Origin of the sequence: Achromobacter xylosoxidans, assembly GCF_014490035.1 — a bacterium.
Lineage (GTDB): Bacteria > Pseudomonadota > Gammaproteobacteria > Burkholderiales > Burkholderiaceae_B > Achromobacter > Achromobacter bronchisepticus_A.
In genome coordinates this window covers 5,472,032-5,496,615 of record NZ_CP061008.1, presented here as the reverse complement: position 1 = coordinate 5,496,615, position 24,584 = coordinate 5,472,032, and the positions used below count along the sequence as shown (strand labels likewise).

At 65.9% G+C, this 24,584-nt stretch carries 21 protein-coding genes; 14 read left to right on the top strand and 7 right to left on the bottom strand.

Going from position 1 to position 24,584, the window contains the following annotated elements; all coding sequences use genetic code 11:
* Positions 1 to 5 precede the first annotated feature (5 nt).
* The 3 genes from IAG39_RS25485 (at position 6) to yaaA (ending at position 2,893) form a co-directional block, all read left to right on the top strand.
* On the top strand, positions 6 to 1,223 hold the full coding sequence (locus IAG39_RS25485; protein WP_118931710.1) for a cation:proton antiporter: 1,218 nt from the start codon (positions 6 to 8) through the stop codon (positions 1,221 to 1,223).
* Positions 1,224 to 1,325: 102 nt separating this feature from the next.
* A complete protein-coding gene (locus tag IAG39_RS25480) occupies positions 1,326 to 2,108 on the top strand; it encodes a 3-hydroxybutyrate dehydrogenase (RefSeq protein ID WP_059373828.1) in 783 nt (260 codons plus the stop codon).
* A gap of 14 nt (positions 2,109 to 2,122) precedes the next feature.
* Positions 2,123 to 2,893 (top strand): peroxide stress protein YaaA, encoded by a 771-nt coding sequence (yaaA, locus tag IAG39_RS25475; RefSeq protein ID WP_054450168.1) that lies wholly within the window; start codon positions 2,123 to 2,125, stop codon positions 2,891 to 2,893.
* Between the two features lie 58 nt (positions 2,894 to 2,951).
* Here yaaA and IAG39_RS25470 read toward each other — a convergent pair whose 3' ends face one another.
* Positions 2,952 to 5,174, bottom strand: a complete 2,223-nt coding sequence (locus IAG39_RS25470) for an FUSC family protein (RefSeq protein WP_059373829.1) — start codon at positions 5,172 to 5,174, stop codon at positions 2,952 to 2,954.
* Between the two features lie 551 nt (positions 5,175 to 5,725).
* On the opposite strand from IAG39_RS25470, the gene IAG39_RS25465 reads away from it, so the two are divergent.
* From IAG39_RS25465 to pssA, 4 genes are all read left to right on the top strand, one after another.
* Positions 5,726 to 7,441, top strand: coding sequence for an acetolactate synthase 3 catalytic subunit (locus tag IAG39_RS25465; protein WP_054450171.1), 1,716 nt, complete (start codon positions 5,726 to 5,728; stop codon positions 7,439 to 7,441).
* Between the two features lie 11 nt (positions 7,442 to 7,452).
* Positions 7,453 to 7,944 carry an acetolactate synthase small subunit gene (ilvN, locus tag IAG39_RS25460; RefSeq protein ID WP_054450173.1) on the top strand — a complete coding sequence of 164 codons (492 nt, stop codon included), beginning with the start codon at positions 7,453 to 7,455 and terminating at the stop codon, positions 7,942 to 7,944.
* Between the two features lie 76 nt (positions 7,945 to 8,020).
* Positions 8,021 to 9,037 carry a ketol-acid reductoisomerase gene (gene ilvC / locus IAG39_RS25455; protein ID WP_013391929.1) on the top strand — a complete coding sequence of 339 codons (1,017 nt, stop codon included), beginning with the start codon at positions 8,021 to 8,023 and terminating at the stop codon, positions 9,035 to 9,037.
* 178 nt (positions 9,038 to 9,215) lie between these two features.
* Positions 9,216 to 9,989: a CDP-diacylglycerol--serine O-phosphatidyltransferase gene (gene pssA, locus IAG39_RS25450; protein WP_059373830.1), complete on the top strand. Its 774-nt coding sequence runs from the start codon at positions 9,216 to 9,218 to the stop codon at positions 9,987 to 9,989.
* A gap of 65 nt (positions 9,990 to 10,054) precedes the next feature.
* Here pssA and IAG39_RS25445 read toward each other — a convergent pair whose 3' ends face one another.
* The gene (locus IAG39_RS25445) at positions 10,055 to 10,573 is read right to left on the bottom strand and encodes a hypothetical protein (RefSeq protein WP_059373831.1); all 519 of its coding nucleotides are present in this window, start codon (positions 10,571 to 10,573) and stop codon (positions 10,055 to 10,057) included.
* Positions 10,574 to 10,886: 313 nt separating this feature from the next.
* Between IAG39_RS25445 and rpsO the strand changes: the two genes are divergently transcribed.
* The 4 genes from rpsO to IAG39_RS25425 all read left to right on the top strand — a co-directional run bounded on the left by rpsO (position 10,887) and on the right by IAG39_RS25425 (position 15,591).
* A complete protein-coding gene (gene rpsO, locus IAG39_RS25440; protein WP_006223612.1) occupies positions 10,887 to 11,156 on the top strand; it encodes a 30S ribosomal protein S15 in 270 nt (89 codons plus the stop codon).
* 90 nt (positions 11,157 to 11,246) lie between these two features.
* Entirely contained in the window at positions 11,247 to 13,409 is a 2,163-nt protein-coding gene (gene pnp / locus IAG39_RS25435; protein WP_118931711.1) for a polyribonucleotide nucleotidyltransferase, read from the top strand.
* Between the two features lie 288 nt (positions 13,410 to 13,697).
* Positions 13,698 to 14,360, top strand: a complete 663-nt coding sequence (locus IAG39_RS25430) for a hypothetical protein (RefSeq protein ID WP_410469166.1) — start codon at positions 13,698 to 13,700, stop codon at positions 14,358 to 14,360.
* 13 nt (positions 14,361 to 14,373) lie between these two features.
* A complete protein-coding gene (locus IAG39_RS25425; RefSeq protein ID WP_059373834.1) occupies positions 14,374 to 15,591 on the top strand; it encodes a threonine ammonia-lyase in 1,218 nt (405 codons plus the stop codon).
* A 15-nt stretch (positions 15,592 to 15,606) separates the two neighbouring features.
* On the opposite strand, the gene IAG39_RS25420 is transcribed toward IAG39_RS25425, so the two are convergent.
* From IAG39_RS25420 to IAG39_RS25410, 3 genes are all read right to left on the bottom strand, one after another.
* On the bottom strand, positions 15,607 to 16,170 hold the full coding sequence (locus IAG39_RS25420; RefSeq protein WP_240633213.1) for a PIN domain-containing protein: 564 nt from the start codon (positions 16,168 to 16,170) through the stop codon (positions 15,607 to 15,609).
* A gap of 177 nt (positions 16,171 to 16,347) precedes the next feature.
* Complete coding sequence (locus IAG39_RS25415; RefSeq protein WP_059373836.1) at positions 16,348 to 17,037, bottom strand: glutathione S-transferase family protein; 690 nt, start codon at positions 17,035 to 17,037, stop codon at positions 16,348 to 16,350.
* 523 nt (positions 17,038 to 17,560) lie between these two features.
* Positions 17,561 to 18,484, bottom strand: coding sequence for a carbon-nitrogen hydrolase family protein (locus IAG39_RS25410; protein ID WP_118931713.1), 924 nt, complete (start codon positions 18,482 to 18,484; stop codon positions 17,561 to 17,563).
* Positions 18,485 to 18,568: 84 nt separating this feature from the next.
* Here IAG39_RS25410 and IAG39_RS25405 point away from each other — a divergent pair, with 84 nt between their 5' ends.
* Positions 18,569 to 19,501 (top strand): LysR substrate-binding domain-containing protein, encoded by a 933-nt coding sequence (locus IAG39_RS25405; RefSeq protein WP_118931714.1) that lies wholly within the window; start codon positions 18,569 to 18,571, stop codon positions 19,499 to 19,501.
* A gap of 9 nt (positions 19,502 to 19,510) precedes the next feature.
* On the opposite strand, the gene IAG39_RS25400 is transcribed toward IAG39_RS25405, so the two are convergent.
* Positions 19,511 to 21,046 carry a tetratricopeptide repeat protein gene (locus tag IAG39_RS25400; RefSeq protein ID WP_118931715.1) on the bottom strand — a complete coding sequence of 512 codons (1,536 nt, stop codon included), beginning with the start codon at positions 21,044 to 21,046 and terminating at the stop codon, positions 19,511 to 19,513.
* Between the two features lie 23 nt (positions 21,047 to 21,069).
* Complete coding sequence (locus IAG39_RS25395; RefSeq protein WP_118931716.1) at positions 21,070 to 22,158, bottom strand: RDD family protein; 1,089 nt, start codon at positions 22,156 to 22,158, stop codon at positions 21,070 to 21,072.
* 106 nt (positions 22,159 to 22,264) lie between these two features.
* On the opposite strand from IAG39_RS25395, the gene IAG39_RS25390 reads away from it, so the two are divergent.
* Entirely contained in the window at positions 22,265 to 23,185 is a 921-nt protein-coding gene (locus IAG39_RS25390) for a LysR family transcriptional regulator (RefSeq protein ID WP_118931717.1), read from the top strand.
* Positions 23,186 to 23,382: 197 nt separating this feature from the next.
* The gene (locus IAG39_RS25385; RefSeq protein ID WP_165867778.1) at positions 23,383 to 24,564 is read left to right on the top strand and encodes a CaiB/BaiF CoA transferase family protein; all 1,182 of its coding nucleotides are present in this window, start codon (positions 23,383 to 23,385) and stop codon (positions 24,562 to 24,564) included.
* The last annotated feature ends 20 nt before the right edge of the window (positions 24,565 to 24,584 follow it).

Below are 24,584 nucleotides of genomic sequence, written 5' to 3'. Positions count from 1 at the left end.
GTCCCATGGATCTCATCCTTATCCTTCTGCTTGCGGCCGTGCTGTGCGTGCCCTTGACCCAGCTGCTGGGCCTGGGCGCCATTCCGGGATACCTGCTGGCCGGCGTGCTGGTGGGGCCGTCCTGCCTCAGGCTCGTCACCAATGTGGACACCATGATCAATGTGTCCCAGTGGGGCGTGGTGATGATGTTGTTCATCATCGGGCTGGAGCTTTCGCCCAAACGCCTGTGGGCCATGCGCAACGAAGTCTTCGTGCTGGGTTCCTTGCAGATGCTGGCTTGCGGGCTGCTGCTGGCGGTGGTGTTCGGCGCGGCGCTGCGGCATCTGGCCGGCATGGAGTGGCAGGCGGCGATCCTTTGCGGCCTGTCGCTGGCCCTGTCGTCCACAGCGGTGGCCTTGCGGCTGCTGGACGAACGCGTGCTGACGCGCACGCCGCTGGGCAGGTCGGCGCTGGGAATACTGCTGTTCCAGGACATGGCGGCGATCCCCATGCTGGTGGCGGCGGGCTTGCTGGGCTCCGACGGCACCTCGGCGCCGTCCTTCAAGGAGGCGCTGATCGCCGTGCTGGTGGTCGCCGCCGCTTACCGTCTGCGCCTGCTGGGCTGGGCAGCCAAGGCGCAACTGAACGAATTGTTTACTGCCGCCGCCTTGTTGATGGTGGTGGGCGCTGCCCAATTGTTCGACTTCGCCGGCCTGTCCGCGGGCCTGGGGGGATTCCTGGTGGGCGTGCTGATGGCCGAATCGCGCTACCGGCACGATCTGGAAAAGGCGATCGACCCCTTCAAGGGCTTGTTGCTGGGCCTGTTCTTCGTGGCCATCGGCATGTCCGTGAACTTGAAGGTGGTGGCCAATCACTGGCCGTTCATCGCCGCGGGCGTACTCGCGCTGCTACTGGTCAAGGCCTTGATTCTTTATGGATTTTCCCGCTTTCTCGGGTTGCCGCGCTATCACCGGCTGCTGTTTGCGCTGGCGTTGGCGCAGGGCGGCGAGTTCAGCTTTGCCATCTTCAATGAAGCCTGGGACAACAATCTGGTGAACCTGGAACAGCGCGACGTGCTGTCCGTCATCGTGGCGATTTCGATGGGCGTGGTGCCGATGCTGATCAAGCTGCTGGAACGCATACCCGAAAACCGGGGCGGCATGGCCGATCTGCCAACGGCGGAATCGGCCCAGGACGAGGCGCCGAAACCTCCTGCGCCGCGCGACACTCCACCCGCTGCTTGACCCTGCGGGCCGTGCGGGCATGGCATGATTGCCGTCATGCCGGGCAGCTACACTTGACCCTTGCTTGGCCCGTCCAATGTGCCCGACCACAGGAGAATGCTCATGCTTAAAGGAAAAGTCGCCCTTGTCACCGGTTCCACCAGCGGCATCGGCCTGGGTATCGCCACTGCCTTTGCCCAGCAAGGCGCCGATATCGTCTTGAACGGCTTCGGCGATGCCGCCGAAATCGAAAAGCTCCGCGCCAGCCTGGCTGACAAGCATGGCGTGAAGGTCATCTACGACGGCGCCGACCTGTCCAAGGGCGCGGCCGTGCGCGAGCTGGTCGAGAACGCCGTGCGCCAATTGGGCCGCATCGACATCCTGGTCAACAACGCCGGCATCCAGCACACTGCCTTGATCGAAGATTTCCCCGCCGAAAAATGGGATGCGATCCTGGCGCTGAACCTGTCGGCCGTGTTCCACGGCACCGCAGCAGCCTTGCCGCACATGAAGAAGCAGGGCTTCGGCCGCATCATCAACATCGCCTCGGCCCATGGCCTGGTGGCTTCGGCCAACAAGTCGGCCTACGTGGCCGCCAAGCATGGCGTGGTCGGCTTCACCAAGGTGACCGCGCTGGAAACGGCCGGCCAGGGCATCACCGCCAACGCCATCTGCCCGGGCTGGGTGCGTACGCCGTTGGTTGAAAAGCAGATCACCGCGCTGGCGGAAAAGGATGGCGTCGATCAGGAAACCGCCGCACGCGAACTGCTGAGCGAAAAGCAGCCGTCGCTGCAATTCGTGACGCCGGAGCAACTGGGAGGCACCGCCGTGTTCCTGGCTTCGGATGCCGCCGCGCAAATCACAGGTACGTCCGTCTCGGTCGATGGCGGCTGGACGGCACGCTAAAAAGGAATTCCGGAATGCTGTTTTTGCTTTCTCCCGCCAAGAAGCTGGATTACGACTCGCCGCTGCACATCGAGACGCATACCCAGCCGCTGTTCGTGGACCAGGCCGCCGGCCTCATCAAGGTGCTGAAAACCAAGTCGGCCGAGGATATCTCCGAGCTCATGAGCCTGAGCCCGGCGCTGTCCGAACTCAACGTGCAGCGCTACGCCCACTGGAAGCGCAGCTTCACGCAGGCCAACTCGCGCCAGGCGGTGCTGGCCTTCAACGGCGACGTCTACGAAGGGCTGGAGGCCGCCACCCTGTCGGCCAAGCAGCTGGACTGGGCGCAGGAGCACGTGGCCATCCTGAGCGGCCTGTATGGCGTGCTGCGTCCGCTGGACCTGATGCAGCCGTACCGCCTGGAAATGGGCACGCGCCTGGCCACGCCCAAGGGCAAGAACCTGTACGAGTACTGGGGCCCGGCCATCGCCGACTATCTCAACGAACGGCAGGCCGGCCAGAAGGCGCCCGTGATCGTCAACCTGGCGTCCGAGGAATACTTCAAGTCGGTCGACCTGAAGACGCTGAAGGCGCGCGTCGTGCAATGCGTGTTCCAGGACTGGAAGAACGGCGCCTGGAAGGTCATCAGCTTCCACGCCAAGCGCGCGCGCGGCCTGATGGCGCGCTACGCGATCCTGCACAAGGTGTCCAAGCCCGAAGGCCTGCAGGGGTTTGACCTCGAAGGCTACAAGTTCGACGCCTCCGCCTCGTCGGAAGACAAGCTGGTGTTCCGCCGCAAGGTCTGATCCGGTCCCGGGCCTCGCGCCCGGGTTCTTCCCATTCCGCCAGATCAAGCGGCGGCAGTCACGCAGCCGCCGCCACCGGCGGCGCGTGCGTGGGATCGGCCAGCGCGTGCAGTTCCTGGCGGATCATGTGCGTCGCCTTCAGCATCTGCTTGACCGGATAGACCAGCGCGGCCTGTTCGCCTTCGGTGTCGAACTGGGTCGGCAGACCGGTGGGCGCCTGCGCCCGATTCTCGTCCAGCAGGTCCACCATGCCGGTCAGCGCCCGCTGCACGGCTTCGGGCGTGGCCGGCAGGCCGGCCAGAATGGGGATTGCCGCCGTGATCTGCGAGGCCAGGATGTGGTTCTGGATCAGCAGGTTGTTGAGCTCCGGCACGCTTACCTGATGCGAGGTGGGCTCGCTCATCATGCGGTAGAAAGCCTCGGCGAAATTGCTGAAGGAGATGTGCACGTTCTTGCGCGCCAGCCGCCAGGCCAGGTCGGCGTCCGTGACCGCCGGAGTCTCGCCGGCGGCGGCGCCCACGGGCGCGCCGTGGGCTTGCATGGCCTCGACGTAGCGCAGACCGGCGATCAGGTATTCGCGGTTGGCGCGCGTGGCCGCGGCCGCCAGCGGTTTCAGGTAGCGGGCTTCCCACCAGGGCAGGATGTAGCTGCAGATCAGCGCCAGCGCGCAGCCGATCAGCGTGTCGATGGCGCGTTCGCCGATCACCGACATGGACACCGTGCCCGGCGACACGAAGTGGAACACCAGCACCACGAACAGCGTGTTGAAGGTGGCGCTGGCCATGTAGTTCAGCTGCACCAGGCTGTTGCCCATGATGCAGGCCCCCAGCAGCGCGGCGAACAGCAGTTCGGGCCGGTCGGTCAGGTTGAAGAGCAGCAAGGCCAGGATGCAGCCGATCAGCGTGCCCGTCAGGCGCCAGCTATTGCGCTGTCGCGTCAACGCGAAGCCCGGCTTCATGATGATGACGATCGTCAGCATGATCCAGTAGTTGTGCGCGGAGAACGCCGGCGACAGCCACTGGCTGGCCAGCGTCATCGCGATGGCCGCGGCCGCCGTGACGCGCAGCGCGTAGCGGAAGTGCGGCGAGTCCAGGCGCAGGTTGCTGGTCAGGAGCCCCACGCGGAATTCCTGGCGCGAAATGAAGCGTGTCAGCGACTTGTTGATGCGCAGCACGTCGGTGGGCTTGGCGTCGGGCGAGGCGGCGGTGTGGTCGGCCAGGCGGTCGACGATGCGCGCCGAATTGCGCAGCCGGCGCAGCACCTGGACGATCAGCGCCAGCATCTCGGGCTCGCGTTCGCCCAGGCCCTGCTGCTTGAGCTGTTCGATCTCGTATTCGATGGCGCGCAGTTCGGCCTTGGCGCTGCTGCGGTACTGCACCTTGCGCCCGCGCGACACGTCCAGTGCGATGCGGTTGAGCTCCAGCGACATCTTCACCAGCGCGTCGCGCATGAACATCAGGCAGTCGCTGCCGGCCAGCGCGCGGCGCAGCGCCGCGTAGTCGGTGTGCGTGGCCACCAGCGTGTCGAGCAGCTGCAGCATGTCGACGAACATGTTCCAGATCATCACGCGCTGGCGGTCGCCCAGGCCCTTGCCGCGGGGCAGGGCGCGCAGCACCATGTCGCGCGCCGCCTGGTGCTTTTCCGTCATGACGGATTGGCGCTGGATCAGCTCGCGATAGGCGTCGTCCAGGTCGGCGGTTTCATCGTAGAAAGTGGCGCGCGCCGCCACGTAGTCGGCGGTGGCGAAGAGCGCCACCGACATGGCCTGCTGCTCTTCGCGCAGCCAGAACAGGCGCGAGAAGCCCAGGCTGAATGCGACATAGAACAGCGCCCCGCCCAAGGTCGCCGCGGCGTGCGCCAGCACCTCGTGCGGCGCCAGCGGGGAGTGCATGGTCAGGGTCATCAGCAGCAGGCCGGCAAAGCCGATCAGCCCGCCGCGCTTGCCGAACACCGTGAACATCGAATAGACGAAACACTGCGCGATGACCGCCAGCCAGATCAGCACGGGGTGCGAGGATGCGAAGCCGGTGATGACGACCGTCAGCGTGCCCAGCGCCGCGCCGCCCAGCATCTCGTTGGTGCGGTGGCGCTGCGGCCCGCCCGGCTGGTCGATGATGGCCAGGCATTGCGCGCCGAAGGTCGCGACCAGTCCGGTGGTGTAGTTGCCGAAGAGGCCGCCCAGCACCAGCACGGGCAACAGCATTCCCACTCCCTGACGCACCCCTCCGAAGAAGTAGTGGCTGTAGAGGAAGCGGCGGATGCTGGCAATGCGCAAATCCATGGGCAGGGGCTCGGTTCAGGACGACGAAACAAGTATAGAGAGACTGTCCCATATTTTTTGCCGCCGGGCCGCCCCAAGGCAAAAAACGCCCCCTTGGGGGGCAGCAAGCGCGTAGCGCGCAGCGTGGGGGTTTTTCCGGGGCCAGATGGTTACCGAACCTTCCGCGCAACGCTGCGGGAAAGGTCGATTTGCTACCTTTGACGCAACGCGGTAAATTGCTCCACTTGCATCGGTCTGCCTATCCGAAACCGGTGCGTTGAGGCGGATTGCCAGGGTCACCTCCCAGGCATCCCGCAGCAGTTACACCTGCCGTTGGCCGCGCCACAAGCGTGTGTTGCCAAGGCTTCCATTTCGACCTCCAGCGTCCCCAAGGGGCGTTTGCACTGCGTTCTGTCGAGCGTGTGCCGGGTCGGCAAGGTGTCCGGGTGGCGTGGCTCCGTGAGCCGCAAAGCGCCGGATCATGTTGTCGGGGCCGGTATGGGTTCAGTTGCCGCCGTATCCGGGCGAGCAGCAGTCAGGGTTGCAGGGCCGGTACTGAAAGGAATGACAACATGGAACTGAATGGCGCCGATATCGTCGTGCGCTGCCTGGCCGATGAAGGCGTGGAACACGTTTTCGGCTACCCCGGCGGCGCGGTGCTTTACATCTACGACGCGATTTTCAAGCAAGACAAATTCCAGCATATCCTGGTTCGTCACGAGCAGGCCGCCGTGCACGCCGCCGATGCCTATTCGCGCTCGTCGCAAAAGGTCGGCGTCTGCCTCGTGACCAGCGGACCGGGCGTGACCAATGCCGTCACCGGCATCGCCACCGCCTACATGGATTCCATCCCCATGGTCATCATCAGCGGGCAGGTGCCCACTGCGGCCATCGGCGAGGACGCCTTCCAGGAATGCGACACCGTCGGCATCACGCGTCCCTGCGTCAAGCACAACTTCCTTGTGCGCGACGTCAAGGACCTGGCCGAAACCATGCGCCGCGCGTTCTACATCGCGCGCACCGGCCGTCCCGGCCCGGTGCTGGTGGATATCCCCAAGGACATCACCATCGCGCAGTGCAAGTACACGCCGCCCAAGGGCGAGATCTCGATGCGCTCCTACGCGCCCGTCAACAAGGGCCACCAGGGGCAGATCAAGAAAGCCGTGCAGATGCTGCTGGCCGCCGAGCGGCCCATGATCTACACGGGCGGCGGGGTCATTCTGTCGAACGCCGCGCCCGAGCTGAACAAGCTCGTGTCGCAACTGGGCGCGCCTTGCACCAGCACCCTGATGGGTCTGGGCGGCTACCCGGCCAGCAGCGGCCAGTTCGTCGGCATGCCCGGCATGCACGGCACGTACGAGGCCAATATGGCGATGCAGCACTGCGACGTGCTGCTGGCCATCGGCGCCCGTTTCGATGACCGCGTGATCGGCAACCCCAAGCACTTCGCCCAGAACGCGCGCAAGATCATCCATATCGATATCGATCCCTCGTCGATCTCCAAGCGCGTGCGCGTGGATGTCCCGATCGTCGGTAACGTCAAGGACGTCCTGGCCGACCTCAGCGCGCAGTACGACATTGCTGCAGCCGAGCACAAGCCCGCCCCGATCGCCAAGTGGTGGGAGCAGGTCGAGTCCTGGCGCGGCAAGGAATGCCTGAAGTTCGCCAACTCGGACGAAGTCATCAAGCCGCAGTTCGTGGTGGAAAAGCTCTGGGAAGTGACTGGCGGCGACGCCTTCGTGACTTCCGACGTGGGCCAGCACCAGATGTGGGCCGCGCAGTACTACAAGTTCGACAAGCCGCGCCGCTGGATCAACTCCGGCGGCCTGGGCACCATGGGCGTGGGCCTGCCGTACGCCATGGGCGTGCAGATGGCCAATCCTGGACACGACGTCGCCGTCATCACCGGCGAAGGCTCCATCCAGATGAACATCCAGGAACTGTCGACCTGCCATCAGTACCGCCTGACGCCGAAGATCATCTGCCTGAACAACCGCTTCCTGGGCATGGTCCGGCAGTGGCAGCAGATCGACTACGGTTCGCGTTACTCCGAGTCCTACATGGATTCGCTGCCCGATTTCGTCAAGGTGGCCGAGGCCTATGGCCACGTGGGTCTGCGCATCGAACGCCCGGCGGACGTCGAGCCGGCGCTGCGCGAAGCGTTCAAGAAGCACAAGGATCGCCTGGTGTTCCTGGACTTCATCACCGACCGCACCGAAAACGTGTGGCCGATGGTCAAGGCCGGCCGCGGGCTGACCGAAATGCTGCTTGGCTCTGAAGACCTGTAAGGAGGCCACCCATGAAGCACGTGATTTCCGTCCTCCTCGAAAACGAACCCGGCGCGCTGTCGCGCGTGGTGGGCCTGTTTTCCGCGCGGGGCTACAACATCGAGACCCTGACCGTGGCGCCCACCGAGGACTCCACGCTGTCGCGCATGACCATCGTGACCACCGGTTCCGATGAGATCATCGAGCAGATCACCAAGCACCTGAACCGCCTGGTGGATGTGGTCAAGGTCGTCGACCTGACCGAAGGCGCGCACATCGAGCGCGAGCTGATGCTCGTGAAGGTGCGCGCGGTCGGCAAGGAGCGCGAGGAAATGAAGCGCATGGCGGATATCTTCCGCGGCCGCATCATCGACGTGACCGACAAGTCCTACACCATCGAATTGACCGGGGTGCAGGAAAAAGTACAGGCCTTCCTGGAGGCCCTGGACCGCAGTGCAATCCTTGAAACCGTGCGCACCGGCGTGTCCGGCATCGGACGCGGTGAACGGATTTTGAAGATTTGACCGGCCTTCCAGGCCAAGCCGCACCCTACATCTGAATTAAACAAATATCCAAAATACTGGAATCTGGAGCACAACCATGAAAGTTTTCTACGACAAAGACTGCGATCTCTCCCTGGTCAAGGGCAAGACTGTTGCCATCATCGGCTACGGCTCGCAAGGCCACGCGCACGCGCAGAACCTGCATGAGTCCGGCGTGAAGGTCGTGGTCGGCCTGCGCAAGGGCGGCGCCTCGTGGAACAAGGCCGCCAACGCCGGCCTGGAAGTCAAGGAAGTCGCCGACGCCGTCAAGTCCGCCGACATCGTCATGATGTTGCTGCCCGACGAGAACATCGCCTCGGTCTACAACAAGGAAGTGCACGCCAACATCAAGCCCGGCGCCGCCCTGGCGTTTGCCCACGGCTTCAACGTGCACTACGGCCAAGTCGTGCCGCGTGAAGACATCGACGTCATCATGATCGCCCCGAAGGCCCCGGGCCACACCGTGCGCAACACCTACAAGCAAGGCGGCGGCGTGCCCCATCTGGTGGCCGTGTACCAGGACAAGTCGGGCGCCGCGCGTGACGTGGCCCTGTCGTACGCCAGCGCCAACGGCGGCGGCCGTGCCGGCATCATCGAAACCAACTTCCGCGAAGAAACCGAAACCGACCTGTTCGGCGAACAGGCCGTGCTGTGCGGCGGTACCGTCGAACTGATCAAGGCTGGTTTCGACACGCTGGTGGAAGCCGGCTACGCGCCCGAAATGGCGTACTTCGAGTGCCTGCACGAACTGAAGCTGATCGTCGACCTGATCTATGAAGGCGGCATCGCCAACATGAACTACTCGATCTCGAACAACGCCGAGTTCGGCGAGTACGAAACGGGTCCGAAGATCGTCACCGACGAAACCCGCAAGGCCATGCGCCAGTGCCTGACGGACATCCAGACCGGCGAATACGCCAAGAAGTTCATCCTGGAAAACACCGCCGGCGCTCCGACGCTGACCTCGCGCCGCCGCATCAACGCGGAATCGCAGATCGAGCAAGTGGGCGGCAAGCTGCGCGCCATGATGCCCTGGATCGCCGCCAACAAGCTGGTGGACAAGTCCAAGAACTGATCCATGCCACTGCGCGGGGCTTGCCCCGCGCAATCAGGGTCGAAGCGGCATGCCTGCGAGGGCATGCCGCTTTTTTTTGCAGGCTTCCCGTCGATCGGCCGGGCACGCGGCTTGCTTCGCCCCGCAAGCGGGGCCAGATGGGTTAACCTTTCAGTGTTCGTTGTAAGTTATTGAGACCATGCCCAATTTTTCCATGCGCGATTCCGAGAACCGCCACCGCGGCATTTACCTGCTGCCCAACGCGTTCACCACCGCCGCACTGTTCGCGGGGTTCTATGCCGTCGTGCAGGCCATGAACGACCGCTTCGAAGTGGCCGCCATCGCCATTTTCGCGGCCATGGTGCTGGACGGCATGGACGGCCGGGTCGCCCGCCTGACCAACACCCAGTCCGCGTTTGGCGAGCAATACGACTCCCTGTCCGACATGACCTCCTTCGGCGTCGCGCCCGCGCTGGTCATGTACGAATGGATCCTGAACGACCTGGGCCGCTGGGGCTGGCTGGCCGCGTTCGTCTATGTCGCCGGCGCCGCGCTGCGTCTGGCGCGCTTCAACACCAACATCGCCGTGGTCGACAAGCGCTACTTCCAGGGCTTGCCCAGCCCGGCGGCCGGTGCGCTGGTGGCGGGCTTCGTCTGGCTGGCCGTGGACAACAAACTGCCCATCCATGACAGCCTGATGGCCTGGGCGGCGTTCACGCTGACCATGTACGCGGGCATTTCCATGGTGTCGAACGCGCCGTTCTTCAGCGGCAAGAGCTTCGCCCTGGGCCGCAGCGTGCCGTTCTGGGGCATCCTGCTGGTAGTGGCCGTATTCGTTTTCGTGTCCAGCGATCCTCCGGTCGTGCTGTTCGGCCTGTTCGTGCTGTACGGCCTGTCGGGCTGGATCATGTGGGCCTGGCGCTGGAACCGCGCGCGCCGCCTGACGCAGGAACGCCGCAACCAATCTTCGTGATTGGCGGCAATCTTGAAAAACAAAACCCGCCGGATGGCGGGTTTTGTCTTTCAAGGGCGGGGGAATCAGCGCCACATGAACCGGTCGTCGTCGTACATGGGATCCGGGCCGGGATGGAAGTGCGTCAGCCTGTTGCCGTCGCGGCTCATGTACACGTACATCAGCGAGTTCCAGACCCCGTTTTCCTTGTAACGGTACGACCAGACCACCTCGCGCTTCTCGCCCAGGCCGGCTTCCTCGATGCGCGCGGGCGGGCCGAATTCGCAGCGCACGCGGTCGGGACCCCATTCGCCTTCGCTCAGCACCTTGAAATGCGCATCCGTCAGCAGCGGCACCACCTGGCCCACGCGCCCATCGGTGCCGACATTGGTACCCCAGGCATATTGGCCCATGGGCTGCTGCGTCCAGATCACGCGCCGTCCGCCATTGGCTTGCGGGCATTCGAAGTTGGGTTGGCCGAACTGGGTCAGCACGTCGGCGTAGGGCGTGCCGGGAGGAATCTGGGCCATGTTCGCGCAGGCGGCCAGCCCGGCCAACGCGGCGGCGGCCAGCGCCAGGCGGGCGCCTTTGTAATATTTAGACATGTCTTGCTCCTTACGTGGCATCGCGGCCTGCGGCGGGGCAGGCGGCCCTCATTGGGGTAATTCTAGCGAATCAGCTATAATCATCGAGCTTTATCAAGTGTATTGATCTTGCAACATCCTTTGCGCTGGCCGCAGAGCTGGTCCAGGTGCCAGGCCCCGGTGTCGAAACACCGCGTCCACACCCGGGTTCCAGGCTTCTGTTTGAGTCATCAATGGCAGCAGTGAGAAAGCGAATTCCGCCAGGTTCGCGCAAAATTTTTTCCAAACCACGTCAGGGCGCCTCGGCCCTGTCGCATGTCCGAAGAGGTCATAAATGTCTGTAGCTGACATCAAGAAATCCGATATCGTCGCGCAATTCCAACGCGCTCAAGGCGATACCGGCTCCCCCGAAGTTCAGGTGGCTCTGCTCACCGCCCGCATCAACGAACTGACCGGTCACTTCAAAGAACACATGAAGGACCATCACTCGCGCCGCGGTCTGCTCCGTATGGTCAGCCGTCGCCGCAAGCTGCTCGACTATCTCAAGGGCCGCAATCCCGATTCGTACCGCGCACTGATCGAAAAACTCGGTCTGCGCAAGTGATCGACGGGGCTGGCTCCCCATGACGCAACCGTGGTCGGTGCGACGTATGTCGCGACGGCCACGGTTTTTCATTTGTAAGGAATAATCGTCATGTTCAACAAAGTGACAAAATCGTTCCAGTACGGCCAGCACACGGTCGTCCTGGAAACTGGCGAGATCGCTCGCCAGGCCTCCGGCGCCGTTGTGGTGTCGATCGAGGACACCGTCGTCCTGGCCACCGTCGTGGCTTCCAAGAAGGCCAAGCCGGGTCAAACGTTTTTCCCGCTGACCGTTGACTACATCGAGAAGACCTACGCCGCCGGCCGCATCCCGGGTGGCTTCTTCAAGCGCGAAGGCAAGCCCTCCGAGAAGGAAACGCTGACCTCGCGCCTGATCGACCGTCCCCTGCGTCCGCTGTTCCCCGAAGACTTCTACAACGAAGTCCAGGTGGTCATCCATACGCTGTCGGTCAATCCTGAAATCGATCCCGACATCCCCGCCATGATCGGCGCCTCGGCCGCGCTGGCCATCTCGGGCATCCCGTTCAACGGCCCGATCGGCGCCGCGCGCGTGGGCTACATCGATGGCCAGTACGCCATCAACCCGACCGCCTCGCAGCTGAAGTCGTCCAAGCTGGACCTGGTCGTCGCCGGCACCGAAAACGCCGTGCTGATGGTGGAATCGGAAGCCGACCAGCTGTCCGAAGAAATCATGCTGGGCGGCGTGGTCTACGGCCACCAGCAAATGCAGGCCGTCATCAACGCCATTCACGAACTGGTGAAGGACGCCGGCAAGCCCGATTGGGACTGGCAAGCGCCCGCCAAGGACGAAGCCCTGATCGCCGCGGTCACCGCCGCTGCCCAGGAAGGCCTGAACGCCGCCTACCAGATCCGCGAAAAGCAGGCTCGTACCACCAAGCTGCGCGAAGTGTCGGCTGACGTGTCGGCCAAGCTGGTTGCCGCCGCCGCCGAAAAGGGCGAAGCGGCGCCGGACGCCGTTGCTGTCGACAACATCATGTTCTCGCTGGAATCCGCCATCGTGCGCGGCCAGATCCTGAACGGCGAGCCCCGCATCGACGGCCGCGACACCCGCACCGTGCGTCCCATCAGCGTGCGTCTGGGCGTGCTGCCCCGCGCACACGGCAGCGCGCTGTTCACCCGTGGTGAAACCCAGGCGCTGGTCGTGGCCACGCTGGGCACCAAGCAGGATGAGCAGATCATCGACGCGCTCATGGGCGAGTACCGCGACCGCTTCATGCTGCACTACAACATGCCTCCGTTCGCCACCGGCGAAACGGGCCGCATCGGTGTGCCCAAGCGCCGCGAAATCGGCCACGGCCGCCTGGCCAAGCGCGCGCTGATCCCGCTGCTGCCGGCTCCGGAAGACTTCCAGTACACCATCCGGATCGTCTCGGAAATCACCGAGTCCAACGGCTCGTCGTCGATGGCTTCGGTCTGCGGCGGCTCGCTGGCCATGATGGACGCCGGCGTGCCGGTCAAGGATCACGTGGCCGGCGTGGCCATGGGCCTGATCCTGGACGGCGGCAAGTTCGCCGTGCTGACGGACATCCTGGGCGACGAAGATCACCTGGGCGACATGGACTTCAAGGTTGCGGGCACCGAGAACGGCGTCACCGCACTGCAGATGGACATCAAGATCCAGGGCATCACCAAGGAAATCATGCAAGTGGCGCTGGCTCAGGCCCGCGAAGGCCGCCTGCACATCCTGGGCAAGATGAAGGAAGCGCTGGACGGTTCGCGCGGCGAGCTCTCGGCTTTCGCTCCGCGCATGCTGACCATCAAGATCAACCCCGAGAAGATCCGCGACGTGATCGGCAAGGGCGGCGCCACCATCCGCGCGCTGACCGAAGAAACCGGCACGCAGATCGACATCTCCGACGACGGCACGATCGTGATCGCCAGCGTCGACGAAGCGCAGGCCAAGGAAGCCCAGCGCCGCATCGTCGAACTGACCGCCGACGTCGAAGTGGGCCAGATCTACGAAGGCGCCGTGCTGCGCCTGCTGGATTTCGGCGCCATCGTGCAAGTGCTGCCGGGCCGCGACGGCCTGCTGCACATCTCGGAAATCGCCAACTACCGCATCGCCAACATCAACGATGTGCTGAAGGTCGGCCAGCAAGTCCGCGTCAAGGTCATCGAGGCCGACGACAAGGGCCGCCTGCGCCTGTCCATCAAGGCCATCGGCGGCATCGAGCAGCAGCAATCCGCTGCGGCCCCCGAAGCCGCCCCGCAATCGGAACCGCAAGCTGAATAAGCCTGCTTGACCGGTAGTATGAAACGGCGCCTTCGGGCGCCGTTTTTCATGCGCCGGCCTGGGCCGCGACGGCCGGTCCTGATTCATCTTCTTGCTTCTTCAGACCCCGGACATCTCCCAACTGCGCTTACCTTCCTGTAAAGTCTTGCGCGAGAGCGAGGCCCCCCGACCACGGAGGATGGCCCGCGCGACGTGGCAAAGAAGGGGGAAACGGATGGGCAAGGCATGACGGCGTGGGCCAGATCCGCCAGTGCCGCGGCGCTGCTTGCGGCCTTGCTGAGCGGCTGCATGAGCAGCCCCGCGCCGGGCAAGGGCGGTCCCAAGAGCGAAGACATGTCCGCCGACCAGTTCGGCCAGACCGACTTCAACCGCACCGTCACGCTGGAGGTGCGCGACAACCTGGCCAGCCTGTATGTCCTGCTGGACAAGCTCTACCGCCGCAATCCGCGCGAGTGGCGCAAGTCCGGCGCGCCCGATCTGGCCAAGGCGGTGTCGCTGGTCAAGCATTCCATCGAGGTCCGCGTCCCGCCCAAGGACCTGGCGGGGCTGCGCGATATCCAGATCCTGGCCGTGTCCCTGGACCCCAACTATTCCGGCGACCGGGTCGGCGCTTTCATCTACGGCCTGGCCGACACCATCATCGCGGCCCACAACGGCAAAACCCGCCTGTACGCCACCGACGCGCTGGACGGGCAGCGGGTCTACAATGCCGCACGGAACGTCGAGGCAGCCGCCTGGCTGCTGGCGTCGCGCCGCAATACCCAGGGCGAACCCTTGCTGCTGGCCAACGAAATGTCCCAGAACGCCACCAACCTCAGCTTTGAACGCGAATTCGGCGCCATCATCGGCCGCCTGGATCTGATCGCGAATCTGCTGGGCGAGAACACGCGGCGCATCGGGATCAACTACGCGCAGGGCCTGCTGCTGTTCAATTTCCTGCCGGTGCGCTAACAGGATTTCCATCGTGATCGATATCGCCTCCATTCAGACCGCCCGCGAGAACCTGCGCGGCCAGGTGCTGAAGACCCCGTTTACCCTGTCCCGCACGCTGTCCGACATCTTCGGCGCGGAGATCTGGCTGAAGTTCGAGAACCTGCAGTTCACGGCTTCGTTCAAGGAGCGCGGCGCGCTCAACCGCATGCTGACGCTGTCGGAAGAAGAACGCGCCAAGGGCGTGATCGCAGTGTCCGCCGGCAACCACGCGCAGGGCGTGGCCTACCATGCCCAGCGCATGGGCGTGCCGGCCGTGATCGTGATGCCGCGCTTCACCCCCACCGTCAAGATCGCCAACACGCGCCGCTTCGGCGCCGAGGTGGTGCTGGCCGGCGATACCTTCGACGACGCCAAGGCGCGCGGCTACGAGCTGGCGCAGGAGCGCGGCCTGATCATGATCCACCCGTACGACGACGAGGCGGTCATATCCGGGCAGGGCACGGTGGCGCTGGAAATGCTGGAAGACCAACCGCAGCTGGACACCCTGGTCGTCGCCATCGGCGGCGGCGGCCTGATCTCCGGCATCGCCACCGCGGCCAAGGCGCTCAAGCCCGGCATCGAGATCATCGGTGTGCAGACCGAGCGCTTCCCGTCCATGTACGCGGCCGTCAAGGGCGTGTCCATGCCGCAGGGCGCGTACACCATTGCCGAAGGCATCGCGGTGAAGTCGCCGGGCGCGCTGACCCAGCCCATCGTGACGCAATTGGTCGATCGCCTGGAGCTGGTCAGCGAAAGCGATATCGAACACGCCATCGTGGTGCTGCTGGAAATCGAGAAATCGGTGGTCGAAGGCGCAGGCGCCGCAGGCCTGGCCGCGCTGCTGCGCGCGCAGGAAGAGGGCAGCGACCGCTACAAGGGCAAGCGCATCGGCCTGGTGCTGACGGGCGGCAACATCGACCCGCTGATGCTGGGCGAACTGATCGAGCGCGGCATGGTGCGAGCAGGCCGCCTGGCGCGTATCCGCGTGGACCTGCGCGACCTGCCGGGCGCGCTGGCACACGCCACCAAGCTCATCGCCGACGCGCAGGCCAACATCACCGAAGTGCACCACCAGCGCGCGTTCACGTCATTGCCGGTGCGCAATGTCGAGGTGGATTTCGTGCTGCAGACGCGCGGCCACGAGCACATCCAGGAAGTGATCGACATACTGAACGCGGCGGGCTTTGCCGCCAGCAACCACGACCACTGAGCGCGCCGGCGCGGTTCAGGCGGCGCCGTTCTGCGCGGCGTCGCGCGCCAGCAGGTTCTTCAGGCCATACAGGCGCTCGCGGTGTAGCGTCGCCGACAGCGGCTCGGGCTCGCGCCCCAGCGCCACATAGTCCGCGGGCACCTGTGCCGCCGCCGCGCGGATGGCATCGGGCGCGGCCTGCCACCACTGCGTCAGCATGCGGTCGGGGTTGTAGACGTCCAGCCCCTGGCGCCGCAGTTCGGAACGATTGAAATCCTTCAGATTCCAGGTCAGCACCTGCACCACAGGCGGCTGCTGCAGGCCGCAGCGCGCGCGCCGCGCCAGGCCGGCCGCGATCACGTGGAAGTCCTTGGGATCGCTGTAGCGCAAGGACGCCTCGTAGACCTGGGTGTCCGTTTCGCGGGCGCCGGGAAAGCGCGCGTTCATGTCGTCCCAGAGTTCCATCATCACCTCCGGCGGGATCTCCCAGATGCGCGAGGCGTTGCGGCGCCATTCCTCGCCGATGCGGTCGGTCCAGACCGGCGTGTACACGCCGGCCTCGGCCAGCCTGAGCAGCAGGCGGCGCAGGATGCCGGACATGAGGACGCAGGCGTCGAGGACGATGAAGGGCGGGGGGGAGGAAGCGGCGGTCAAGTGGGGTCTGAAGCCCCGCCGGCGCACGGCAGGCAGGGCGGAAACGTGGAAAACGAGGCGCAAGAATAACGTTTTTGGAAGCGACCCGGGGCCGGCTGCCGTGCGCAAGAGGGGCGGCAGGCTCTAACCGAGTTCGGCGCGCACCGCATTGCACAGGCTCACCAGGTTGCGCCGCGACACCAGGCACTGCTTGAGCGGGGTATCGATGGCGTAGAAATAGATATTGGCGAGAAAGCCATAGAGCCCCGCGTCCACGCTGCCCGGATTGGGGCCGAACATGAAGCCGTTGTCGCCCAGCAGGCTGGAGATGGCCTCCAGGTCGGCGATCCCGCGGGCATAGGCGTCTTCGGGGGCATAACGGCCTATGCCTTGGTAGTGATAGCGCTGGAAGTTGTACTGGCGGGCGGCTTCCAGCTGCTCGGGTTTGACGTCCGGATGGGCGTCCAGCAGCGCCTTGCGGAAGATTGGCCAATAGCGGTCGTCGCGCCAGCGCGAATAGGACATGACCCAGTACAGATCGTCCAGCGCGCGGCGCACCAGCAGGTCCTGCCGCTGCTGCTCGGGCGTGAGGGAATCGTCGATGGTCAGTTCGTACTGGCGCTTCAGGTGGGCGATGATGGCGTCGCTGTCGCCGATGCGCAGATCGCCGTCGGCGATATAGGGCAACTGGCCGCGCGGCGCGGACTGCACGTCCAGCGTATGCCGATGGTCGAACGGCAAGCGGCACAGCTTCAGGAAGGCGTAGATCTTCAGGCCGTAGGGGTTGTTGTCTTCCAGCCCATAGAGTCCGGGGTACGAATAGAGGGTGATCATGGCGCGCTCCCTGATTACCGGACTAGATTAGATCGGCGGGGCGAATTTTGCGCGCTTCAGTTTGACGAGGCAGGCGTTCGCCGGTTTGCGACGAAGGGGGGACGCCTGTCCTGTGGCGGGGTGGTGCCCGAGACCGGAATCGAACCGGTACGGCCGCGAGGCCGAGGGATTTTCTTACCACTTCGGCTTTCGCCGCCAGCGCGGATGCGCTGTTCGTGGTCTGGAGCACGCCTTCACCATAGCCTTGCGGCCTTAGGTGCCCGCCGTCTGCTCTCTACACCTTCCCCGGCCATGCGGCCTGGGCTTGGCTCGGCGTTGGCTCGGAACGGGTCCAGGGCATTCGCCGAGTTTGACGGGCTACACCTTTGGAGTTTCCCCCAAAGGGCTCAAATTAGTTCAAGTCCCTTGTGTCTACCAATTTCACCACTCGGGCGTTGCACGGCCCCGGAAGGGCCGGCAGCGGGCGAGACTATACCATCCCGGGGCCAGAGGCCTGGATTACGGACTCCTGGCGACGGGGCGTTCAGGAGACGAAGCGCACGGCGGGGCGCGGGCGTTCGTCCACGGTCAGGGAAAAGACGTCGGGGCGCGAGTAGTGCCCCACCACGTCGAAGTCATAGCGGGCGCGCACCAGTTCCGCCGTATCGACCTGGGCGGTCAGCAGGCCGGCCTTGCCGCGCAGCGGGCCGGCCAGCACGTCGCCCAGCGGACCGACGATGACCGAGCCGCCGTTGATCAGCGGACGGTTGGCGTCCCAGCCTGGCACGTCCTGGCCCAGTTCGGCGGGCGAGGGCTGCACCTGGCAGGCGCTGACCACGAAGCAGCGGCCCTCATGCGCGATGTGGCGCATCGAGCACTGCCAGATGTCGCGCTCGTCCACCGTGGGCGCGCACCAGATTTCCACGCCCTTGGCGTACATGGCGGTGCGCAGCAGCGGCATGTGGTTTTCCCAGCAGATGGCGCCGCCGATGCGGCCGGCTTCGGTGTCGACGACCGGCAGCGTCGAGCCGTCGCCCTGGCCCCATATCAGGCGTTCGGTGCCGGTGGGCATGAGCTTGCGGTGCTTGGCGACGAGGCCGGCCGCAGGTTCGAAGAACAGGGCGGTGCAATACAGCGTGTTGCCGCCCCGTTCGATCACGCCGACCACCAGGCTGGCGCCGGTGCGCTGCGACAGGGCGGCGAGCGCCTCGGTTTCGGGACCGGGCACATCGATGGCGTTGTCGTAATAGCGGGCGTAGGCTTCGCGGCCTTCGGGCAGGCGGTAGCCCAGGCGGGTGCCGAAGATCTCGCCCTTGGGATAGCCGCCCAGCAGCGCTTCGGGCATGACCACGAGCGAGGCGCCAGAGGCGGCGATCTCGCCTTCGTAGGCGAGGATGTTTTCCAGGGTGCGGGCGCGGCCTTCGGGGGAGGAGCCGATCTGCAGGGCGGCGACGATTTTCGTGGTCATGGCGAGGGTCTCGGGAACGTGGCAACGGGGCTTCAGTGTCCGGCCGGCCCTAAAATCAATCAATCCTGGTCAGAGATAAATGATATGAATCAGATTGATATCGAGTCGGCCGACCTCAACCTGCTCAAGGTCTTCGAGGCCATCTATGACGAGGGCGGCGCGGGGCGCGCCGCGCTGCGCCTGGGCGTAACGCAGTCGGCGGTCAGCGCCGCGCTGGGCCGCCTGCGCGCGCTTTACGGCGATCCGCTGTTCACGCGCACCGGCAGAGGGCTGACGCCCAGCCTGCGGGCGCGCGAACTGCGGCCTGTCATCGGCGAAGCCCTGGACAAGTGCCGGCAGAGCCTGTCGCTGGCGTGGCCGGGCGCGGCGGGCTTCGTCGGCCGCTCGGTCACGCTGGGCCTGTCGGACGATTTTGAGATCGCGCTAGGGAGGGACGCGATCCGCGCCCTGGCGGACAGCGCGCCGGGCCTGCGTATCATTTTCCGGCAGACCCACAGCCGCCTGGCCGCCGACATGCTGATGGCGCGCGAGGCCGATCTGGTGATCGCCTCGGGCGGATTGACCACGCAGGCCTTGCAGCGTGTGACGGTCGGACAGGGCGGCTATGCCTGCCTGCTGGACCCCGCCAGCCTGGCGCCGGGCCAGACCTCGCTGTCGCTGGAGGAATTCGTCCGCCGCCAGCACATCCTGGTGTCGTCCGGCGGCTTCATCGGCGTGGTGGATGAAGTACTGCACGGGCTGGGACTGACGCGCAGGGTGCAGGCATCGACCACGCATTTCTCGGCGCTGGCCTTCTTGCTGCCGGGCAGCGATGCCTTGTCGACCTTGCCAGCGCACGCGGCGCGCGGCCTGGCCGCCGCTTCCGGCCTGCGCATGCTGCCTTGCCCGGTCGCCATGCCGGGGTACGCCATCGAAATGGGCTGGCGCGCCGACGCCTTGCGCGACGAGGCGGTGGTCGTGGTCAGGCGCGGGTTGCTGACCTTGCTGAATGGCTATGAATGGGAGCGTGCCGCCTAGGCGCGCGGCCTAATTGCGCCGGAACAACCGGCTCAGCAGGCCGCGCGGCGCGGCGGCGGCCTGCTCCGCGGCCAGGGCGTTGTTCAAGGACAGTTCCTGGTACTGGGGCTTGCCGTTCTGTTGATAGGAGGCGGCAGCCTGGCGATAGGCCATGGCGGATTCCGCGTGGCGCTTCATTTCACTGTAGGTTTGGCCGCGCGAAAATAGCGCCCAGCTGCGATAGTCTGGATCGATCGCGATCAGCCGGTCGCAGGCCGTCAGCGCCTCGTCGTGGCGCTTGGCGGCGATCAGCGCGTTGATCCGTTCTGCGTGCAGGGCGCCGTCGTCCGGCCAGCGCGCCATGGCGCGATCGGCGTCGGCCACGGCCTCGTCCGCGCGGCCCAGATGGGTCAGCGCTTCGATGCGGGCGCGGCGCCACTTCAGCCAGTCCGGATCCAGCGAGATTGCCACTTCGGACAACGGCAGGGCTTCGTCATGGCGTTCCAGTCGGTTCAGCATGTCGGCCGCGTTGCCGGGCAGGAAGTCGTTGTCGGGCGCCAGTTCGTAGCCCTGCAGGTAGTACTCCAGCGCTTCATCCCAGTTGCGCTGGTCGCGTTGCGCGTTGCCGGCCACGAACAGCAGTTGGGCGTCGCCGCAGTTCATTGGGTCCAGTCCTTGCAGCGCGTGTTCGGCCAGCTCCGGATCACCGCTGCGCACGTATTCGCGCGCCTGCTCCCTGCGGCCCTCCCAGCCGCTGTCCGAAAGCGCGTCCAGATGCCGCCATAGCGGCGCGGCTTCGTCCGCGCGGCCCAGCCGGTGCAGGGACCGCGCCTTGCCTTCCAGGGGCCAGTCCCAGTCGGGCTCGCGCCGTAGCAGGCTGGTCCATTCCTCGACGGCATCCGCGTGGCGTTCCAGCGCCTGCAGGCACGAGGCGCGGTTGTGCTGGATGGCGTTCTGCTCGCCCAGGATGGCGCGGGCGCGGTCGAACATTGCGATGGCGTTGTGCAGGTCGCCCAGGCTGCGGTAAGTGTTGCCGGCGTCGTACAGGAACATGCCGTTGCCCGGCGCGAGCGAGGTCGCGCGCCGGAAATGGGGCTCGGCTTCGGCGTGTCGCCCGGCGTTGGCCAGGTTGGACGCGATATAGCAATGCGGCGCGCCGGCGGATGGGCGCAACTGCGCGGCGCGGGTCCAACACTGGATGGCCTGGTCCAGCTGGCGGTCGTTGATCAGCAGATAGGCCTGCGCCATCAGCAGCCCGAAGTGCGAAGGCGTGCGTTGCAGGGCATCGCGCAGGACGCGCCAGGCTTCCTGCCGTTCGCCGGCGTTGTAGCGCGCGGTGGCCTGGACGCGGATGGCGTCGGCGCAATGCGGGTCCAGGGTCAGCGCGCGGTCCAGGTCGGCCTGGCGCGCAGCGTGGGCGCCGCGCTTGTCGTGATAACGGGCGCGCAGCGCCCACAGGAGGGCCGAGGCGGGCTGTTCGCGCAACCCTTGTTCACACAGCGCCAGCATTTGCGCGTGCTCGTCACCGTCATCGGCGCGATGGATGGATTCGATCAGGGCGGACATGCGCGGGATTCCGTGGGGTAGGGCTAGGGCGCCGAGGCGCCGGCTTCGTGGCGGCAGCTGTAGGGACGGTCGGCGCGCGGGATGTCGTCGCTGCCGCACTGCCAGCGGCGGATGCCGCCGCCTTTCTTTTCGGAACGCAGTTCGGGCAGGTAGACGAGATGCTTGCCGCCGAGCGCGGGCGCGTCCGCGGCGCTGGGGGCGCCAGCGATGGTGAAGCGCAGCACGCCGTTGACCGGATTCAGGCTCAGCGCGCTGAAGCCGCTGCTGTTCAACGATTCCGCGGTGACGCCGAGCGCCGCCATGTCCGGCGCGTAGGTTCCCGTGCGTTGGTAATGGTTTTCGGCCAGCATGCGCACGGGTTGCGACACCAGGTCCAGGCGGATCACCTCGGCGCGCAGGGGATTGTCTTCCTGCTTGGGCTCCATGACGATGGCGCCGACGATCATGCCGCCCGCGACCAGCGCCAGCACGCCGAGCACGATGAAGATGAACTTGCCCGCGCCCGTGATGGAGCGGGTCTTGGCGATGGCGGGCCGGATGGCGCGCGGGTCCGCCTGGCTGGAGACCACGTAGGTGCCGGAGATCCAGTTGTGCATGGCGCGTTCGCCGAAGATGGTCCGCTGGATGCGGTAGAAGATGCCGGGCAGCGCGATGTTCAGCACGTACTTCATCAGGTGCCGCCAACTGGCGCGCAGGACGCCAGGGTGATCGCCATTGCGGTTCACGACGCGCAGCTTCAGCACCCGCTTGCCTGGGGATCCGCCGGCCCAGGCGTCCATCAGGGCCGGCAGCATCAGGCCGATGAAACCGGCGGCCATGGCCAGCAGGACGGGGCGCGCAGCGCCGGCCAGGGATTCGTAGGTCAGATTGGCGGCGGTGCTGAATCCGATCATGGCCGCGACCATCACGGCGGCGTCGATCGCGGTGGCGCCAAGCCGCGGCCAGATGCCGGGGAAGACCGGGGCATTGCCGGCGCGGGCCGGGGCGGCCTTGGCGGTCTTCGCAGCCTTCGCGGCAGGCGCGGCCGCTGTGGGGGCGGCCAGCGGCGCATTGCAGCTGAAGCACTGGGTGTTGGAGGCCGGATTCTGCCAGTTGCAGCGGGGGCATTGCATGGGCGGCGGTGGCGGCCTGGAAATGCCGCAAGAGCGTGGGGAGTGCGGATGTTACCGGGAAAACCCCGATCCCAGGACGCTGCCACTAAGCACGACACTTCCCGCCATGAAGCCCGTCCAGCCCCTTTCGCCGCATCCTCGCGATATCGATCCCGTCTCCCTGCGCCTGTTCCTCGCGGCGCTGGAGGAGGGCAGCCTGGCGCGCGCCGCCGCCCGCGAGAACATCGTCCCTTCCGCCGTCAGCAAACGCATGTCGGAAATGGAGGACGCCTTCGGCGTGCCACTGCTGGAGCGTGGGGTCAAAGGCGTGCAGCCCACGCCCGCGGGCAATGCCCTGGCCACGCACGTGCGCATGGTGCTGCAGAGCATGGACCGCATGCGCCGCGAAATGGCGGGCTTTGCGACCGGCGTGCGCGGCAGCATCCGGCTGGCGGTCAGCGTGGCGGCGCTGTCCGGCGAACTGCCGGCGCAGATCCAGTCCTTTCGCCGCGCCTATCCCCAGATCGATATCTCGCTGGAAGAAGGCACCACGCAGGAGGTGTTCCGCGCGGTGCTGGACGGTCAGGCCGACGTGGCGGTGGGTTCCGATTTCGGCCATGACGGTTTGCAGGTCTTCAATTGCGGCCGCTGCGACCTGGCGGCGGTGGTGCCTGGCCAGCATCTGCTGGCCGATCGCGACACGCTGGACTACGCGCAGCTGCTGCCCTTCGAGCAGATCGAACTGAACCGCGACAACGGCATCAGCGCGGTGTTCGAGCAGGCGGCGCAGGATGCGGGCGTGGCGCGGCGCATCAGCGCGCGGGTCAGCTCGCACGAAACCATCTGCATGCTGGTGGCGCGCGGCATGGGCGTGGCCGTGGTGCCCATGTACCTCAAGGCGCGCCACGCCAACCTGGACATCCGCTTCATTCCGCTTTCTGGAGCCTGGTCCAGCACTTCCTTGTGCATCGCCGTGCTGGGGGTGGACGCCTTGCCGCCCGCGGCCCGCGTGCTGTTGGCCCATCTGGGCGTGGCGGACGCCGCCTGAAACGACAGGGCTCAGGGCTTTCCCGGACGTTCCCAAACGAGAATGCCCCCGTGCTGAAAGAGCGCTACCCGCTGATCCGGCTTGCCGCCGATGATGGGGGCATGGGGCGGCGGCATGCATCGATCTTGCCACCGCCTGTTTTTCAGCGCATCAGGCCCGAGGATATGCAGATGGCAGCAACACCGGCTTCACCCTTTATGGACCACTCCGAGTTGCCGCTGCGCGGCATCAAGGTGCTGGAGTTGTCCCACATGATCATGGGCCCGGCGGCCGGCCTGGCGCTGGCGGACCTGGGAGCCGAAGTCATCAAGGTGGAGCCGATCGAAGGCGACCGCACCCGGCGCCTGAAAGGCTCGGGCAGCGGCTACTTTCCGGTCTTCAACCGCAACAAGCAAAGCCTGGCGATCGACCTGAAGGCAAGCGCAGGGCAGACCGTGGTGCGCCAGCTGGCCTTGCAGGCGGACATGGTGGTGGAGAATTTTCGCGACGGCAGCCTGGCCCAGTACGGGCTGGACTATGAGTCGCTGTCGGCCGAGAACCCCGGGCTGATCTACGTATCGCTCAAGGGCTTTCTGTCCGGTCCCTACAAGCAGCGCACCGCGCTCGACGAAGTGGTGCAGATGATGGGCGGGCTGGCCTACATCAACGGCGGCGCGGACTCGCCCCAGCGCGTGGCGGCCTCGGTCAACGACATCCTGGGCGGCACCTTCGGCGTGGTGGGCGCGCTGGCGGCGCTGCACGACCGCCACGCCACGGGGCGCGGCAGGCACGTGCGCTCCGGCCTGTTCGAGAACAATCTGCTGCTGGTCGCGCAGTTCATCGCGCAGTACCAGCTGACGGGCGCCGCGCCCAAGCCCATGGGGGCGGAACGCCGGCCGCCCTGGGGCGTGTACGACGTGTTCGAGACCGCCGACGGCCGCGTGTTCGTCGCCGTGGTGGGCGATGCGCAATGGCGCAACTTCGCGCAGAAATTCCTGCCGCCCGAATGGGCCGCCGATCCGCGCCTGGCCACCGCCGTCGACCGCGAGGCGGCGCGGCCCTGGCTGGTGCCGGGCGTGGGCGAGATCCTGAAGACCTGGAAGACCGACGAACTGTGCGCGGCCTTGGAAGCCGCCGGCCTGTCGTACGGCCCGATACGCCAGCCGCACGACCTGCTGGACGACGCGCATCTGAACGCCGGCGGCGCGCTGTTGAAGACCCGGCTGCCGGACGGCGGGGAGATATCCGCGGCGGCGTTGCCTATCGAGTTCGACGGCCTGAAGGCCGGCAAGCGTTCCGATCCGCCGCGGCAGGGCGGCGACACGCAGGCCATCCTGCAGGGTCTGGGCTGGGATGCCGCGCGCATCGAGGCCCTGCGCAGCGCAGGCGTCATTGCATGAACGGGCGGTAGCGCCCGATA